The organism is Massilia sp. LjRoot122 (genome assembly GCF_964252725.1).
GTDB lineage: Bacteria > Pseudomonadota > Gammaproteobacteria > Burkholderiales > Burkholderiaceae_D > Telluria.
In genome coordinates this window covers 2,716,796-2,732,336 of the sequence record NZ_CAXUPB020000001.1, presented here as the reverse complement: position 1 = coordinate 2,732,336, position 15,541 = coordinate 2,716,796, and the positions used below count along the sequence as shown (strand labels likewise).

At 68.4% G+C, this 15,541-nt stretch carries 12 protein-coding genes; 4 read left to right on the top strand and 8 right to left on the bottom strand.

Annotated features, from left to right (window positions below):
• The first annotated feature begins 52 nt into the window (after nucleotides 1–52).
• Nucleotides 53–3,517: a response regulator gene (locus ACSQ25_RS11850; RefSeq protein ID WP_436105885.1), complete on the top strand. Its 3,465-nt coding sequence runs from the start codon at nucleotides 53–55 to the stop codon at nucleotides 3,515–3,517.
• A 22-nt stretch (nucleotides 3,518–3,539) separates the two neighbouring features.
• On the opposite strand, the gene ACSQ25_RS11845 is transcribed toward ACSQ25_RS11850, so the two are convergent.
• A complete protein-coding gene (locus ACSQ25_RS11845; RefSeq protein WP_436105884.1) occupies nucleotides 3,540–4,559 on the bottom strand; it encodes a hypothetical protein in 1,020 nt (339 codons plus the stop codon).
• Nucleotides 4,560–4,638: 79 nt separating this feature from the next.
• On the bottom strand, nucleotides 4,639–5,241 hold the full coding sequence (locus tag ACSQ25_RS11840; RefSeq protein WP_436105883.1) for a DedA family protein: 603 nt from the start codon (nucleotides 5,239–5,241) through the stop codon (nucleotides 4,639–4,641).
• Between the two features lie 131 nt (nucleotides 5,242–5,372).
• Here ACSQ25_RS11840 and ACSQ25_RS11835 point away from each other — a divergent pair, with 131 nt between their 5' ends.
• The gene (locus tag ACSQ25_RS11835) at nucleotides 5,373–6,341 is read left to right on the top strand and encodes a LysR substrate-binding domain-containing protein (RefSeq protein WP_436105882.1); all 969 of its coding nucleotides are present in this window, start codon (nucleotides 5,373–5,375) and stop codon (nucleotides 6,339–6,341) included.
• Here the strand turns inward: ACSQ25_RS11835 and ACSQ25_RS11830 are convergent.
• The 3 genes from ACSQ25_RS11830 to ACSQ25_RS11820 form a co-directional block, all read right to left on the bottom strand.
• Nucleotides 6,320–7,261: a class I SAM-dependent methyltransferase gene (locus ACSQ25_RS11830; RefSeq protein ID WP_436105881.1), complete on the bottom strand. Its 942-nt coding sequence runs from the start codon at nucleotides 7,259–7,261 to the stop codon at nucleotides 6,320–6,322. The two genes, ACSQ25_RS11835 and ACSQ25_RS11830, sit on opposite strands and share 22 nt — an antisense overlap.
• A gap of 104 nt (nucleotides 7,262–7,365) precedes the next feature.
• A complete protein-coding gene (locus ACSQ25_RS11825) occupies nucleotides 7,366–7,749 on the bottom strand; it encodes an OsmC family protein (RefSeq protein ID WP_436105880.1) in 384 nt (127 codons plus the stop codon).
• Nucleotides 7,750–7,773: 24 nt separating this feature from the next.
• On the bottom strand, nucleotides 7,774–8,475 hold the full coding sequence (locus ACSQ25_RS11820) for a pirin family protein (RefSeq protein WP_436105879.1): 702 nt from the start codon (nucleotides 8,473–8,475) through the stop codon (nucleotides 7,774–7,776).
• A 242-nt stretch (nucleotides 8,476–8,717) separates the two neighbouring features.
• Here ACSQ25_RS11820 and ACSQ25_RS11815 point away from each other — a divergent pair, with 242 nt between their 5' ends.
• Together ACSQ25_RS11815 and ACSQ25_RS11810 are read left to right on the top strand one after the other, a co-directional pair.
• Complete coding sequence (locus tag ACSQ25_RS11815) at nucleotides 8,718–9,239, top strand: ankyrin repeat domain-containing protein (RefSeq protein ID WP_436105878.1); 522 nt, start codon at nucleotides 8,718–8,720, stop codon at nucleotides 9,237–9,239.
• 100 nt (nucleotides 9,240–9,339) lie between these two features.
• The gene (locus tag ACSQ25_RS11810) at nucleotides 9,340–11,235 is read left to right on the top strand and encodes a putative bifunctional diguanylate cyclase/phosphodiesterase (protein WP_436105877.1); all 1,896 of its coding nucleotides are present in this window, start codon (nucleotides 9,340–9,342) and stop codon (nucleotides 11,233–11,235) included.
• Here ACSQ25_RS11810 and ACSQ25_RS11805 read toward each other — a convergent pair.
• Genes ACSQ25_RS11805 through ACSQ25_RS11795 form a run of 3 tightly spaced genes read right to left on the bottom strand, consistent with a single transcriptional unit; the run spans nucleotide 11,208 to nucleotide 15,501 of the window.
• Nucleotides 11,208–12,491, bottom strand: a complete 1,284-nt coding sequence (locus ACSQ25_RS11805) for an MFS transporter (RefSeq protein WP_436105876.1) — start codon at nucleotides 12,489–12,491, stop codon at nucleotides 11,208–11,210. The two genes, ACSQ25_RS11810 and ACSQ25_RS11805, sit on opposite strands and share 28 nt — an antisense overlap.
• A 47-nt stretch (nucleotides 12,492–12,538) precedes the next feature.
• Nucleotides 12,539–13,183: a beta-phosphoglucomutase gene (gene pgmB / locus ACSQ25_RS11800; protein WP_436105875.1), complete on the bottom strand. Its 645-nt coding sequence runs from the start codon at nucleotides 13,181–13,183 to the stop codon at nucleotides 12,539–12,541.
• Entirely contained in the window at nucleotides 13,180–15,501 is a 2,322-nt protein-coding gene (locus ACSQ25_RS11795) for a glycoside hydrolase family 65 protein (RefSeq protein ID WP_436105874.1), read from the bottom strand. The genes pgmB and ACSQ25_RS11795 overlap by 4 nt, the downstream gene beginning before the upstream one ends.
• Nucleotides 15,502–15,541: the final 40 nt, after the last annotated feature.

Genomic DNA, 15,541 nt, shown 5'->3' with positions numbered 1-15,541 from the left:
AACTACCATGATGTCCAACTTCAAGCACTTCAGCCTTTCTCCGTCCCGCGCTATGCACACCGCATGGCGCGCGTTTCTCCTTCTGCTCCTGCTGGTCCTGTCCGGCTTGACTGCCTTGCCGGCCCAGGCCAGCGGCCTCGCGCTCACGCGCGCGGCCGAGCGGGTCGAGGCCTGGCCCGCGGTGACCATCCTCCCCGACGCCGCCGGCCGGCTCGACGCGGCCGGCGCCCTGGCGCGCGGCGGCGAATTCGTGCGCCCGCAAACGGCCGACGCCAGCCTCGGGATGCAGCCCGGCACCACCTGGGTGAAGATCCCGCTATCGGTTGCGGCGGACGCTACCAACGGCTGGGTGATGCAGATCGACTTCGCCCTGCTGGACGAAGTCGACGTCCACCTCGTCGGTCCCGAGGGGCTGCGCCACGTCGCCAGCATGGGCCGCATGCAGCAGGCCGCGGGCGACAGCCTGAAAGGCCGGGTGCCCGCCGCGGTGCTGCGCCTGGCGCCCGGCAGCGAGTACACCGTGCTGCTGCGGGTCGCGTCGCGCGGCCCGAAGATCCTGCCGATCAGCTTCATGCAGCCGCACGCGGTACTGTCCGATGCGCTCGGCGAGCAGATCCTGCAGGGACTGCTGCATGGCCTGCGCATCACCCTGTTCCTGTATGCCATCGCCCAGTGGCTGTCGCTGCGCGAACCGCTGTTCGGCAAGTACGCCCTGCAGGCGGGCGGCGTGACCCTGTACTCGGCCTGCTGGTTCGGCACTGCCGGCCAGTACCTGTGGCCGGGAAATGCCTGGATGCTGGAACACGGCGCCGGCATCGCCTCCATCATGGCCTCCTGCGGCGCCTACCTGTTCGTCGAGCAGTCGCTGGCACGTCCCGGCAAGGACCGCATCTTCAGCCGCCTGATGAAGACCCTGGCGGTGCTCTGCCTGCTGACGGCGGTCGCCTTCGCCGGCGGCCTGATCGGGCACGAGAAGCTGGTCCTGATCGTCGGCACGCTCGGCATCCTGCCGATGCTGTGCGGCCTGCCCGGCGCCTACCGCCGCGCCCGCGCGGGCGATCCGGTCGGGATCTACTTCCTGATCGGCTGGGGGGTCGCCTTCGCCGCCGCCTTCGTCACCGCCCGCCTGATCAACGGCAAGCTGCCGGCAAACTTCTGGACCATGCACGCCCTGGTGTTCGGCAGCACCTTCGACATGCTGGTCTTCATGCGCATCCTGGGCCTGCGCACCAAGGCCATGCAGACCGCGATGCTGCGTGCCGAAGCCAGCACCCGGATGAAGTCGGAATTCCTGGCCAACATGAGCCACGAGATCCGCACCCCGATGAACGCCATCATCGGCATGAGCCGCCTGGCCCTGATGCGCGAACCTTCGCCGGCGCTGCGCAACTACCTGGACAAGATCCTGGGCGCCAGCGAGCACCTGATGGGCATCATCAACGACATCCTCGATTTTTCACGCATCGAAGCGGGCAAGCTGGCGATCGAATCGGTTCCCTTCGACCTCGACGACATGCTCGAGCAGCTGGCCAGCCTGACCGACGTGAAGCTCGACTCCAAGGGCATCGAGCTGGTGTTCCGGGTCGGGCCCGGGGTGCCGCAGCGCCTGGTGGGCGATCCGCTGCGCCTGGGCCAGGTGCTGGTCAATTTGACCGGCAACGCCGTCAAGTTCACCGAACGCGGCGAGATCGTGGTGGCCGTGGAAGTGCTCGAGAGCGATGCCCGGGGCGTGACGCTGGCCTTCTCGGTGAGCGACACCGGCATCGGCATGAGCACGGAACAGATGGGACGCCTGTTCCAGTCCTTCAGCCAGGCCGACAGTTCGACCACCCGCAAGTACGGCGGCACCGGCCTGGGCCTGTCGATCTCGCGCCGCCTGGTGGAACTGATGGGCGGCGCCATCACGGTCAGCAGCACGCCGCAGGTGGGCAGCTGCTTCACCTTCACGCTGCCGCTGGGCGTGGCCGACGACGGCTCCGCCGCGGTGCGCCAGGCGCTGCTGCCGGACCTGCGCGCCCTGGTGGTGGACGACAGCGCCAGCGCGCGGGCGGCGCTGTCCGAGATGCTGGGCGCCCTCGGCGTGCGCGCCGACACCGCGGCCTCCGGCGAGGAAGCCTTGGCACGGCTGGCGCGCGCGGCCGCCGACGGCCAGCCCTATCGCCTGGTGCTGATGGATTACCTGATGCCGGGCCTGGACGGCGTCGAGACCATCCGCCGCATCCGCCAGGGCATCCCTGCCGGTGGCGGCACGGCGCTCGAGGCGCCGCCGGCGATCCTGATGATCTCGGCCTGCACCCGCGAGGCCGTGATGGAGGAACAGGGCGAACTTCCGGTCGACGCCTTCCTGCACAAGCCGGTCGGCCCGGCCCTGCTCTACCACAGCGTGCTGCGGGTGCTGCAGCCGCAGGCCGGCGCCGGCCCTTCCCCGGCCCGCCTGCCCGTCATGGCCGAGTTGCCGCGCCTGGACGGCGCGCGCATCCTGCTGGCCGAGGACAATGCGAATAACCGCGAAGTGGCGCTCGACTTCATGGCCGCCGCCCGCATGCAGGTGGACGTCGCGTTCAATGGCGTCGAAGCGGTGCGCATGGCGCGCGAAGGCGATTACGACCTGGTGCTGATGGACATCCAGATGCCCGAGATGGACGGCCTCGCCGCGACCCGCGCGATCCGCAGCGATGCGCGCCTGCGCGAGCTCCCGATCGTGGCCATGACCGCGCACGCGCTGCCCAGCGACCGTGAGCAGAGCCGCCTGGCCGGGATGAACGACCATGTCACCAAGCCGATCGATCCCGACCTGCTGTTCTGCACCCTGCTCAAGTGGATCGACCCGGCCCGCCTGAAGGGCCGTCCGCTGCCCCAGGCCGCCCCCGCCGCGGCAGCATCTGCCGCGCCAGCGGCGCTTCCGGCGCTTCCGGCGCTGCCAGGCATCGACTGGCGCCTGGCGCTGGAGAGCGTCGAGGGCAACCGCGGCCGCCTGCAGAAACGCGCGGGCAGCTTCGTCCGCGAATACGGTCCCGCCCCCGCCATTTTGCGCGAAGCGCTCGCCGCGGGCGACTATCCGCGCCTGCAGTCGCTGGCGCACAACCTCAAGTCGGGTGCGGCCTACGTGGGCGCAGTGGAACTGTCGGCCATCGCCGGCCGCCTGGAGCAGGACCTGCGCACCGGCCAGCTGGAGCGCATTGGCGTGCAGGTGCCGGCGCTGGTGGCGGAGACCGACATGGTGCTGGCCGGGCTGGCGCGGGTGGCGGCCGCCGTGCTGCCCGCACCGGCCGGCCCGGCCGCACTGGCGGCCGTCATCGCGCGCCTGGACAGCTACCTGCGCACCGACGATGCACGCGCCGAAGATGCCCTGGCCCAGCTCGAGTCGCTGCTGGCCGCCGGCGTGCACGCCGGCCAGGTCGCTGCGCCGCTGGCCAGCGTGCGGCGCGCGGTGGCGGACATCGAGTATGCGGCTGCGCTGGCGCCGCTGGCGGCGCTCGCCGCACAGTTGGCGCCCCGAGCCGAAGCCAGCGCCTGAACCGGGACGCAGGCGGCTCGCTTCAGCCGCGGCACACCAAGCCGAAGCGCGTGGCTTCGCATCCTCGCTTGAGGCAGGCGGTGGCGTGGTAGCCGGCCGCGCGGCACAGGCGCAGGGTTTCGGCCAGCGGGCTTTCAGGTTCTGGCTGGGACGGCGGCGCGCTGCGCGCGGGAACTGCCGGCGCACGCGCCAGCACGCGTTCGCGCGCGGGTTTCGGCGTGGACGCAGGCGCTGCCTTCCTGACCGCAGGCGGCTTGCGTTTTTCGGGGGCCGCGGCGACACGACGCTCCGGCGCGCGCTTCACCGCCGGCTTCTTCACAGGCGGCGCAGTGTCCGCCACTGGAGCAGCCGCAAGCGGCGCAGCGGCGGCCACTGCCGGTAACTCATCGGCCGGCGCCGCCGCGACCGGATCGGGCGGCAGCAGTTTGAGTGGCGGAGGCGCCGCCGCTTCAGGCTCAGGCGGCAATGCGGGCGTAGCCGCCGGCACCACAGGCGGCGCTGCACTCGCCTGCGCCGGGCTATGGTCCGCCACCACCGCCAGCGTCGATTCCACCTGGGTGTCGCGGTACATCCACGCAGCCGCGGCGGCGACCGCGACGCCGGCTGCAAGTCCAAGGGTCCAGCCCAGGGCCTTGCGTCCCCAACGTTCGGTCCACGGCGGTGGTTCCGGCTGCAGCGGTACCGACCAATCCGGCTCGCGGCTGGAGAAGGAGGCGACTTCCGGCGGTATCCTGGGAGGTGCGCGTGGCGTCTCGGGTACGGGCGCGGGCTGCTCTTCCTGGGGAGCCGGCGGCCGCGCTTTCCACGCCCCGTGCTGCTGGGGCTTGGGCGCGGGCGGCGAAGCCGGCCCGCGGTTGCGCCAGACACCGGCGCGCTGGTGGACAGGCGCGTCCGCCGTGCCGGATGGCGCGGGCACTACTGGTGGAGCTGCCTGCGCTTCGGGCGGAGGCTGCTGTGGTGGGACAGTCCGCTTGCCGCGTACCGGCACTGCCGGCAGGCGCGACTGGCTGTCGTCGAGGTCTTCCAACAACTGGTTCTTCATGGGGCGAGGCCTGCTTTGGAACAGGCCGAGTGTAGCCGAATCGACGGAAACTTGCGTGCTGCGGTGCGGCATGCGTGCTTCAGGTCTTGGCCGGCCGGTGTGTGATCACCCGGTAGAAATACCAGGCCAGCAGGATCCCCAGGATGCCCTTCGAGACCGGATCGACGTATTTGCCCACCTGTTCGTAATTGCTCTCGAGCACAAATCCAGCACCCGTCAAGACCCCGGTCCAGGCCAGCGAGCCGATCGTCGAAAACAGCAGGAACTGGCCCCAGGACATGCAGGCCAGGCCGGCCGGCACCGAGATCAGGGTGCGGATGGCGGGAATCAGGCGCCCGAACAGTACCACCGAGCGGCCGTGCCGGTCGAAGGCGGCGATGGCCTTGTCAATGTCTTCGCCCGTGACCGTCATCCAGCGCGCATGGCGGTCGGCGAAGCCCTTCATGCGCTCCTTGCCGTACTTGCGCGCGCCCCAGTACCAGGGCAAGGCGCCTGCGACCGAACCGGCTGTGCCGGCGATCAGCACGCCAATCACGTTCAGGTCGCCGCGCGCGGCGACGAAACCGGCAAAGGGCATGATCAGTTCGGAAGGAATCGGCGGGAAGATGTTTTCGACAGCCATCAACAGGAATACGCCGAGGTAGCCGCTCTTTTCCAGGAAGTTGGTGATGAACTCGAACATGGTGAATTGCAGGTAGCCGGTCGAACTTTACCCTACCATGTTGCCGGGAATGCTTGCGCCCGCCTGCTACCGCCCGGTATCCATGCGACAATCCGCCTTGAACATCCGACAACAGGGATAAAGGACCGCAATTGCTGAAGCTCAGCCTGGACGCACTCGAGATCGTCGAAACCATCGCCCGCAAAGGTTCGTTCGCGGGCGCCGCGAAGGAGCTGTTCCGCGTTCCCTCCACCATCTCCTACACGGTCTCCAAGCTCGAGGACGACCTCGGCGTGCGCCTGTTCGACCGCTTCGGCCCGAAAGTCGCCCTGACGGCGGCCGGCAAGGAGCTGCTCAAGGAAGGACGCTACCTGCTGCGCGCCGCGGGCGACCTCGAGTCGCGCGTGCGCCGCGTCGCTTCCGGCTGGGAAACCGAGCTGGCGATCGGCATGGATTCGATGCTGTCGCCCGCCGGCCTGCAGCCCGATATCGAAGCCTTCTATGGCGTGGCCGACCAGACCCGGCTGCGCCTGGTGAGCGAGGTGCTGTCCGGCACCTGGGACGCGCTGCTCGACCGCCGGGTCGACCTGCTGGTGGGCGCGGCCGGCGAAGGCCCCTCGGGCGGCGGCTACACCGCCGAGCCGATCGGAACCAGCAGCTTCGTGTTCGCTGTGGCGCCGAACCACCCGCTGGCCGCCATCGACCGCCCGCTCGACAAGTCCGACCTGCTCGACTACCGCGCCGTCGCGGTATCGGACTCGGCGCGCCAGCTCGGTCCGCGCACGGTGGGCCTGCTGTTCGGCCAGGACATGCTGGCGGTGCCGGACATGGAGACCAAGTACGCCTTCCAGCTGCGCGGCATCGGCTTCGGCTTCCTGCCCGAGGCCTGGGCCAGGCCCGCCATCGAGGCCGGGCTGCTGGTCGAGAAGGAGGTGGTCGAGCCCAAGCCTGACGAGAGCTTCTACCTGGCCTGGCGCAGCGGCGAGGAAGGCGCCGCGCTGAGCTGGTGGCTGCGCCGGGTGCGCGAACAGTCGCCGTTCACGCGCATGATCACGCGCCACTGCCACGAGGCCGAACGCGCAGGCTGGGAAAGCCAGTCTCAGGCCGGCCGCGCGAAATAAACGAAGGTACTCTTCGGATACAGGTGGCGGTAGACCGGGCGCGCCAGAGTCTTGAGCGCGGACTTCGGCTCCATCCAGCCACTGCTGGCGTTATACAGCTTGCGCAACGAGGGCCGCAGCGGTACCAGGCCGGCCTCGCGCCCGAGTGCGCACAGCGAATCGTAGGTGAAGTTGTTGATGTGCTCGAACGGCGCGATGGCCATGATGTCGCCCTCGCTCAGCGCCCCGAAGTCCTTGCTGCGCAGCAGCTTGCCGATCGACCTGGCAGCATTCGGCACGCTGATCTTGACCAGTCCGCCCGGCCGCAGGGCCGCGGCCAACTGTCCCAGCATGTCGCCCGGCTCGAGCAGGTGCTCGAATACCTGTTCGGTATTGATGAAATGAAATTCGTCGTGCGGCAGCGTCGCGGAATCGACAACCGGGATGCCGCAGGACTTCGCGTAGGCTATCCTTGCCTGCGACAGCTCGGCCCCGCACACGTCGACGCCATAGGCGCCGGCCATCTTGGCCCATTCCGCCCAGCCGAAGCCGAAGTCGAGGGCCTTGATCGCGCTCGGACGCACGTGGAAGTGGTCGAGCATGAACTCGACCTGTTCGGCCAGGTAGCGGTAGTCGTCCAGGCCCCAGCGCGCCGCGACCGCTTCGCGTTCGGTGGCGGGCAGCCAGCGGTCGTAGATTTCGGCCAGCAGCGCGGGCGCCGGCACCTGGGCCTGGAAAGCCAGGCCGCAGTGCGCGCACTCGGCCAGTTCGTAGTCGTAGCCGGCGAAGTCGCGCTCGACCCGGTGCTCGTAGTGCTCCCTCATGTAGCGGGTGATGCCGGGACTGTCCAGCGGTTCGCGGTACAGCGTGCGGGTTGCCGTGTGCCGGCAACCCGGGCAATGGTCGCGCCTTACCAGCACAGGATCGGACGAATCAGGCATGCCGGCCTCCTTCATGCAGTCGGGATCGTTGGATGAGCAGCCAGCGGCGATAGTATGCCAAACGAGGCTGCGCCGCCGATTCGCGCCAATCGTGCGCGGCGCGATCAAGCCGCTTCGGTGTCGATCCGGATCGTCCCCGACAAGGTCTTGTGCACCGGGCATTTGTTGGCGATGTCGGTCAGGCGCGCGCGCTCCTCGAGCCCGAGCGCCCCCACGTACTCGATCCGGCGCCGCAGGCTGTAGCCCCCGTCCTGCGGGCCATGGCTGATATGCACCCGCACGTCGTCCAGCGCCATGCCCTTGCGGCGGGCGTACATCGTCACCGTCAGCGTGGTGCAGGCGGCCAGGGCGGCGGCCAGCAGGTCGTGCGGTTCCGGGCCGCTGTCCTCGCCGCCGAGGGCTTCCGGTGCGTCGCTCAGCAGCTGGTGCCTGCCGACCGTGATGAGCTGCTGCAGCTTGCCGCTGCCTTTCCGTGCGCTCACTTCCATGCCGCTCTCCTTGTGCTTGCCGGCTTACTGCGGCAGATCGAAAACGAGGATCTCGGCCGCTTCGGCCTGCTCCAGGCGCACCGTGTCTTCCTCGGTGATCTTGAGCGCATCGCCGCCCTGCAGCACCACGCCGTTGACCGTGGCACGGCCGCGGATCACGTGGACGTAGGCCTGGCGGCCGGCGGCCAGGGTATGCGTCAGCGCGTCGCCGCCGTTCATGATGGTGGCGTAGATCGCGGCATCCTGGCGCATCGACACCGAACCCTCGCGGCCGTCGTTCGAGGCGATCAGGCGCAGGCGCCCCTCTTTCGACGCGGCGTCGAAGTGCTTCTCTTCGTAGCCCGGCGGCTCGTTGGTGGTGTTCGGCTCGATCCAGATCTGCAGGAAGTGGACGCCCTCCTCTTTCGAGTGATTGAACTCGCTGTGCACCACGCCGCTGCCCGCGCTCATGCGCTGCACGTCGCCGTAGCGCAGCACCGAGCCGTTGCCCATGCTGTCCTGGTGCTCGAGCGCGCCTTCCAGCACGTAGGAAATGATTTCCATGTTGCGGTGGCCGTGCGACTCGAAGCCGCGGCCCGGGGAGACCCGGTCCTCGTTGATGACGCGCAGTGGACCGAAGCCCATGTGCTTCAGGTCATAGTAATGCCCAAACGAGAAGCTGTGCTGGGATTTCAGCCAACCGAAGCTGGCGGCGCCGCGTTCATTGCTTTTACGTACGTTCAACATGCTGTGCTCCTTTTCGTGAATGGACCATCGACGCCTTCGATCCTTGCCGCCTGTGCTGCCAGCTGGCTTGATTTCGCTGTCGTTCGATGCGATGGAGTCATTATGCGCGGCTGCTCCGGAATTGAAAAACGAGTAATTTGCAGCGCATTCATCGAAATTTTCGAACATCGATTCAGAGGGGTGCAACCGTATCGGGCGCAGTATGGTCTAATCAGTCCGGCCCCCCCGCCAAGGAAGCCCAGATGCAGCCTGCCCCGCCCGACCCCAACACGCTCGACGACGACACCCTGGCCTTCGTGCGCCGGGTGTTCCAGCATGCCCGCGCCGGCGAGACCGCGGCGCTCGCCGAGCTGCTGGCGCAGGGCCTGCCGCCCAACCTGCGCAACGAACGCGGCGACAGCCTGCTGATGCTGGCCTGCTACCACGGCCACGCGGACACGGCGCGCGTGCTGCTCGCGCATGGCGCCGATCCGGAACTGATGAACGACGCCGGGCAGACGCCACTCGCGGGCGCCGCCTTCAAGGGCGACCTGGCGGTGGCCACGCTCCTGCTGGACCATGGGGCCCGGGTCGAGACCGCCGGGCCGAACGGCAAACAGGCCCTGATGTTCGCGGCCATGTTCAACCGCAGCGACATCGCCCGTCTGCTGCTGGCGCGCGGCGCCGATCCGGGGGTGGCGGACGCGGACGGCGTGACCGCGCTGGCGGCGGCACGGCGCATGGGAGCGGCGGATACGGCGGCGCTGCTGGCGGCGACAGACTGATGGCCTGCTCGGCCGTTCGTTTGCCTGGGGCAAGATTGCAAACTATCTCTGGTTCTGGCGTAATACATCCAAGGAACCCGTCGGTTCAGCAAGGCACACAATGGAAAGACCGCGCATACCGCTGGATGAAGCACAGCGCCTGGCCGCCCTGCACGCCACCCGGCTGCTGGGCAGTCCCCCTGAGGAAACCTTCGACCGCATCACGCGCACGGCCGCGCGCCTGCTCGACGTGCCGATCGCCCTGGTGTCGCTGATCGACAAGGACCGCCAGTGGTTCAAGTCACGCACCGGGCTCGACGCCAGCGAGACTCCGCGCGAGATCTCGTTTTGCGGCCACGCCATCCTCGCCGATGAACCGCTGGTGGTGCCCGACGCCGCCCAGGACGCACGCTTCGTCGACAACCCCCTCGTGACCGGCTCGCCTCACCTGCGTTTCTATGCCGGCGTGCAGCTGTATTCGGTGGACCGCAAGAAGATCGGCACCCTGTGCGTCATCGACCGCAAGCCGCGTGAGCTCGGCGAAGGCGAGCTGGATGCCCTGCGCGATCTGGCGCGCATGGTCGAGCAACTGGTCTACCACCGCCAGCTCGCCATGGCGGCCCAGTCGCTGAGCGAAGAGCTACAGGACGAGCGCGCCGGCCACCACGGCGCGCACGAGGGCGGCGCCCCCGCCTCCGGCGAACTGGCCTGGCTGGTCGCCCACGACCTGCTGACCGGGCTGCCGAACCGCCAGGCCATGCTGCGCGCCATCCAGCAGAGCATCGCCGGCTGGCGCGAGCACGGGGTGACGGCCCTGGTGGCCTGCATCAACGTCGACCGCTTCAAGCGCTTCAACGAGACCCTCGGCCACCGGGCCGGCGACGAAATCCTGGTGGGGCTGGCGACCAGCCTGCAGGCGCTGCTGCGCGAAGGCGACATGCTGGCGCGCGCCGGCAGCGACGAATTTCTCCTGCTGCTGCATGCACGCGGCGAACATCCGGAGCCGGAACGTGCGTTCGACCGCATCATGGCGGCGGCCAGCCGGGCGATCCCGATCCCGGGCGGCGAGATCGCCCTGACCTGCAGCGTCGGCACCACCGTGCTGCCGGAGGACGGCGACGATGCCGACGCCCTGCTGAACAACGCGGTTACCGCAATGCGCCACGCCAAGGCCCTGGGACGCGGCGAGATCGTACGCTTCACGCCCGCATTGCGCACCGAGCACGGGCGCCGCCTGACCCTGGAGAGCCACCTGCGGCGCGCGATCGCCCAGGACGAGCTGTTTGTCCAGTACCAGCCCAAGGTCGACCTGCGCAGCGGCTGCCTGGCCGGCTTCGAGGCGCTGGTGCGCTGGCGCCACCCGGAATACGGCATCGTCCCGCCCGACGAGTTCATCCCGATCGCCGAGGAAAGCGGCATGATCGTGCCGATCGGCGAGTTCGTCCTGCGCAGCGCCGTGGCCCAGCTGGCCGCCTGGCGCGCGGAAGGCCTGCCGCTGGCGCCGGTGGCGGTCAACCTGTCGGCGCGCCAGTTCCTGCAAAGCGACGTGATCGCCACCGTCGGCGCGCTGCTGGACGCATCCGGGCTGGCGCCGGGGCTGCTGGAACTGGAGCTGACCGAGAGCGTGTCGATGGCCGATCCGGAACGCAGCGTGGTGGTGATGCAGGGGCTGGGCGATCTCGGCGTCATGCTGAGCATCGACGACTTCGGCACCGGTTATTCCAGCTTCGGCTACCTGCGCCGCCTGCCGCTCGACAAGCTCAAGATCGACAAGTCCTTTGTCCAGGACATGGCGCACAGCGCCGAATCGTCGGCCATCGTGCAGGCGATCGTGGCCATGGCCCACCGCCTGCAGCTGGCCGTGATCGCCGAAGGGGTCGAGACCGCCGGCCAGGTCGCGGCGCTGCGCAAGGCGGACTGCGACCAGATCCAGGGCTACTACTATTCACGGCCGCTGGCGGTGGAAGATTGCGCCGCCTTCATCCGGCGCTATGCCGCCGACCCCTCCGCCGCCTGAGCCGATACGGCGGCCGCGCCGCTGCGCTCGACCTGGCGCCGGAAGAAGAACAGCCCCACCAGCATCAGCGCGATCGGCGCCAGGGTCAGGTAGAAGGCGAACTGTCCGTCGAAGCGCCCGAACACATAGCCGGTTACCATCGAGCCGGTGGTGCCGCCCAATGCGGAAAAGATCACCAGCAGGCCGGTCATCGGCGCGTGCTGGTGCTTCGGCAGGGAGCTGAGCATCACCGAATTGATGCCCGGGTAGATCGGCGCCATGAACAGGCCGATCAGCGGGAACACGAAGGCCGCCAGCGGCGCGCTGCTCCAGCCCACGTTCGGGTCGTGCGCGATGCCCTGGCTGAGCGGCAGCGCCAGCAGCACGGTCGCGCCCATGCCGAGCACGCAGGCGACCATCACCGGGAACCAGTTCAGGCGGCGCATGATCATGCCCGCCGACAGCCGGCCGGCGGCGAGGCAGAAGGCGAAGATGCTGGTGGCCTGCACGCTCATCGCCGCCGGCAGCTTCAGGATCTCGTTGTTGAAGGTCGGCAGCCAGGTGCCGACGCTCTGCTCCACCAGCACGTACAGGAAGGCGGTGAGCACGAACACGCAGACCAGCGGACGCAGGAACAGGCGCAGCATCTCCAGGAAGTCGGCCGCCGGACCGCGGCTGGCACTAGGTGCCGCCGCGCTTTCGTCGAAGCGGGTCGTCGCTACCAGCACGAAGGTCAGCGCGCACAGGCCGGACAGCAGCCAGTAGACGTTTAGCCAGCTGGTCGAGGCAGGGGCGGACGAATCGATGAAGGCGCCGAAGATCCAGTAGGCGGCCAGCACGCCGACCATGAAGAAGCCCTCCAGGGTATTCATGATGCCGGCATGCTGCTTGCGGTCCTGGGCCACCAGGCCGACCGTCGAATACACCGACACCTTCACCAGCGCGAAGGCGACGCCCACGCACAGGAACAGCAGCTTGGCCGTGGCGAAGCCGGGCACCAGCGGCATGGCAAGGGTGGCGCAGGCGACGATGGCCAGCGCGGCCAGCATGGCGCGCTTGTAGCCGATGCGCGGCATGCTCGAGGCCACCAGGAAGGACACGATCGCGATCGGCAAGTCCTTGAAGCCTTCCAGCATGCTGGCCGAGGACTTGTCGACGCCGTAGTTGTTGATGACCTGCAGGATCACCGTGCCCACGCTGTTGAGCAGGATCGCGAACACGATGTAGATGAGGAAGAGCGCCAGCAAGATGCGGCGCCGGCTCGGTGGATGATTCACGCTGTCTCCTTGGTCGTTGTAATTTTGCGTGCTTGTATGACGATTCGTCAGTAATCTGCGAGCCGGAAGTGCTCCATCGAGGGGATCACGACATCTGCCCGCGTGAGCACTTGGGGACTGCCGACGCCGACCGCGACCATGCCCGCATCCTTGATCGAGGCCACCCCCGCCACCGCGTCCTCGACGCCGAGGCAGTCCGCGGCTGCGACGCCGAGCTGGCGCGCGGCAGTCAGGAAAATCTCCGGATGCGGCTTGCTGTTGGCGATCAGGGCCGCGTCGACCACCTCGTCGAACCGGTTCCGGATTCCCAGCTTGTCCAGCACCGTGAAGGCATTCTTGCTCACCGAGGCCAGCCCGATCTTCAGGCCGGCGCCGCGCACCTCGTCCAGCGCGCGCAGGACGCCCGGCAGCACGTCGCCCGGGGTCATGGTGGCGATCAGTTCCACGTAGTGCCGGTTCTTGGCGTCCGCCAGCGCGCGCTTTTCCTCCTGGGTAAAGCTGCGGCTGCCCTGGGCCAGGATCAGCTCCAGGGAACCCATGCGGTCGACGCCCTTGAGCTGCTCGTTGAAGGCCTCGTCGAAAGGCAGGTCCAGGGACTCGGCCAGGCGCTTCCAGGCCAGGTAGTGGTAGTGGGCGGTGTCGGTGATGACGCCGTCGAGGTCGAAAATGACTGCTTTGTAGTGACTCATCATGACTCCATGCGCTTGAACGGTTCGGCCTGCGTCAGCACCAGTGCGGCGCCGTGGTGGGTGCAGGCCAGGCTGTCGCCTGCAAGCAGGCGGTATTCGGCCGCGCCCGTGTCGACCGTGACTTCCAGCAGCGCGCCCTGCACGTGCACGCGGAAGCGGTAGCGCTGCCATTTCGCCGGCAGGGTCGGGGCGAAGCGCAGGCCGCTGCCGGTCAGGCGCATGCCGGCGAACCCGTAGGCCACGCCCAGCCAGGTGCCGGCCATCGCCGCCGTGTGCACGCCATACTCGGTGTTGGCATGGGTGTTGTCGAGGTCGAGGCGTGCGGTCTCCATGAAGTAGGCATAGGCCTTGTCCGCATGGCCGACTTCCGCCGCGATGATGCTGAAGATGCAAGAGGACAGCGAGGAGTCGTGGGTGGTCACCTTCTCGTAGAACTCGAAATCGCGGCGCTTGTCGTCGATCTCGAATTCATCGGACAGCAGCAGCAGTGCCAGCACCACGTCGGCCTGCTTGCAGACCTGGTGGCGATAGATCACCAGCGGGTGGTAGTGCAGCAGCAGCGGGTACTTGTCGGCAGGCGTATTCGCGAAGTCCCAGGGCTTCTTCGACAGGAAGCTGTCGTCCTGTTCGTGGATGCCGAGCGCCGTGTCATACGGCAGGTGCATGGCGGCGCAGGCCGCGCGCCAGGCCGCGATCTCGGCCTCTTCCAGCCCGATCGCCGCCGCGATGCGGGCCCACTCCTCGGGGCGCTCCGCATGCAGGCGGTCGGAGATCTCCGTGGCGAAGCGCATGTGCATGCGCGCCATCGCATTCGTGTAGTAGTTGTTGTTCACCACCGCCGTGTATTCGTCCGGGCCGGTCACCGCATTGATGCAGAAGCGCCCTGCGCGGTCGTAGCTGCCGATGCCCGTCCAGATGCGCGCCGTTTCCAGCACGATCTCGGCGCCGTATTGCGCGATGAAGTCGAAGTCGCCGGTCGCCAGCAGGTACAGGCGGATCGAATAGGCCACGTCGGCATTGATGTGGTACTGGGCGGTACCGGCCGGGTAGTAGGCCGAGCATTCCTCGCCGGCGATGGTGCGCCAGGGGTAGAGCGCGCCGCGCTCGTGCGACATCTGGCGCGCCCGTTCGCGCGCCTTCGGCAGGCCCTTGTAGCGGTACTGCAGCAACGCGCGTGCGATCTCGGGCTTCGAGAACAGGAAGAACGGGAACACGTAGATCTCGGTGTCCCAGAAATAGTGTCCCTCGTAGCCTTCGCCCGTGACGCCCTTGGCGGCGATATTGGTCTTGCCGTCGCGGCCGACCGACTGCAGCAGGTGGTACTGGTTGAAGCGCACGCCCTGCTGGAGGGCGTCGTCGCCCTCGATCTCGACGTCGGCCTGGGACCAGAAGTCCGCCAGGTAGCTTTCCTGCCCGGCGGCGAGCGCGGCAAAGCCGTCCTGCACGGCCTGCTCCAGCTCGGCGCGCACCAGGGCCGCCACTTCAGGCTCGGGCAGGTCGCGCGAGCTGGCATAGGCGATGTACTTGTGCAGCACCAGGGTCTCGCCCTGGGCCAGCGTGGCCGCGAAGCAGCGGCCGTCGTCGATGTCCGAGCCCAGGATGCCGGCCACGCCGGAGGCCGTGCAGGCGATGCCGGTGGCGAGCAGGAAGCCGCTGTTGCGGGTGCGCTGGCTCAGGATCAGCCCCCGCTCCGTGGCTTCGCGCCCGGCCGCCACCAGCGCCGGACCGGTGATCGCCGAACCGACGCGCGGGTCGTCGCCCGCCTGCATATTGGTGACCGCGCTGTCGATGCCCGCCTCGAGCCGCACCGCGCCGGCGAAGTTCAGCGCCGTCACCCGGTACTCGATGGCGGCCACGTGCTTGCGTTCGAAGCACACCAGGCGGCGGCTCTCGATGCGCAGGCGCTTGCCGTCGCCCAGCTCCCACTCGACCATGCGCTCCAGCACCCCCTTGCGGAAGTCGAGGCTGCGCTCGTAGGCGGTGATACGGCCACCGGCCGCGTCCACGCGGCGGCCGTCGACGAAGGGGACGATCGGCTTCGCGTTCGGCACATTGAGCATGAACTCGTTGATGCGGGCCAGCCCGTAGGCGTTTTCCGGGTAATGGATCGACTCCGTCTCGTGGAAGCCGTTCAGGTAACTGCCTTCGAGGGTCTGCCCCGGCTGGCCCGGCATGTCCTCATGGGTGCCGCGCAGGCCGATATAGCCGTTCCCGAGCGCGAACAGGGTCTCGTGCAGGAAGCTGCGCGCCGGGTCGATGCCGCGTTCGCAGATGCGCCAGGGTTCGGGTGGCAAGGCGATGTTATCGATGTCATTTACCAATTCAGTATCCTCGTCTGGATCGCACGCGGCGATGATGGTC

Coding starts and splice junctions, on each gene's coding strand:
- ACSQ25_RS11840 (WP_436105883.1), bottom strand. CDS start 5,241: ATGTTCGAGTTCATCACCAACTTCCTGGAAAAGAGCGGCTACCTCGGC.
- ACSQ25_RS11830 (WP_436105881.1), bottom strand. CDS start 7,261: ATGCCTGATTCGTCCGATCCTGTGCTGGTAAGGCGCGACCATTGCCCG.
- ACSQ25_RS11815 (WP_436105878.1), top strand. CDS start 8,718: ATGCAGCCTGCCCCGCCCGACCCCAACACGCTCGACGACGACACCCTG.
- ACSQ25_RS11845 (WP_436105884.1), bottom strand. CDS start 4,559: ATGAAGAACCAGTTGTTGGAAGACCTCGACGACAGCCAGTCGCGCCTG.
- pgmB (WP_436105875.1), bottom strand. CDS start 13,183: ATGATGAGTCACTACAAAGCAGTCATTTTCGACCTCGACGGCGTCATC.
- ACSQ25_RS11825 (WP_436105880.1), bottom strand. CDS start 7,749: ATGGAAGTGAGCGCACGGAAAGGCAGCGGCAAGCTGCAGCAGCTCATC.
- ACSQ25_RS11820 (WP_436105879.1), bottom strand. CDS start 8,475: ATGTTGAACGTACGTAAAAGCAATGAACGCGGCGCCGCCAGCTTCGGT.
- ACSQ25_RS11810 (WP_436105877.1), top strand. CDS start 9,340: ATGGAAAGACCGCGCATACCGCTGGATGAAGCACAGCGCCTGGCCGCC.
- ACSQ25_RS11850 (WP_436105885.1), top strand. CDS start 53: ATGCACACCGCATGGCGCGCGTTTCTCCTTCTGCTCCTGCTGGTCCTG.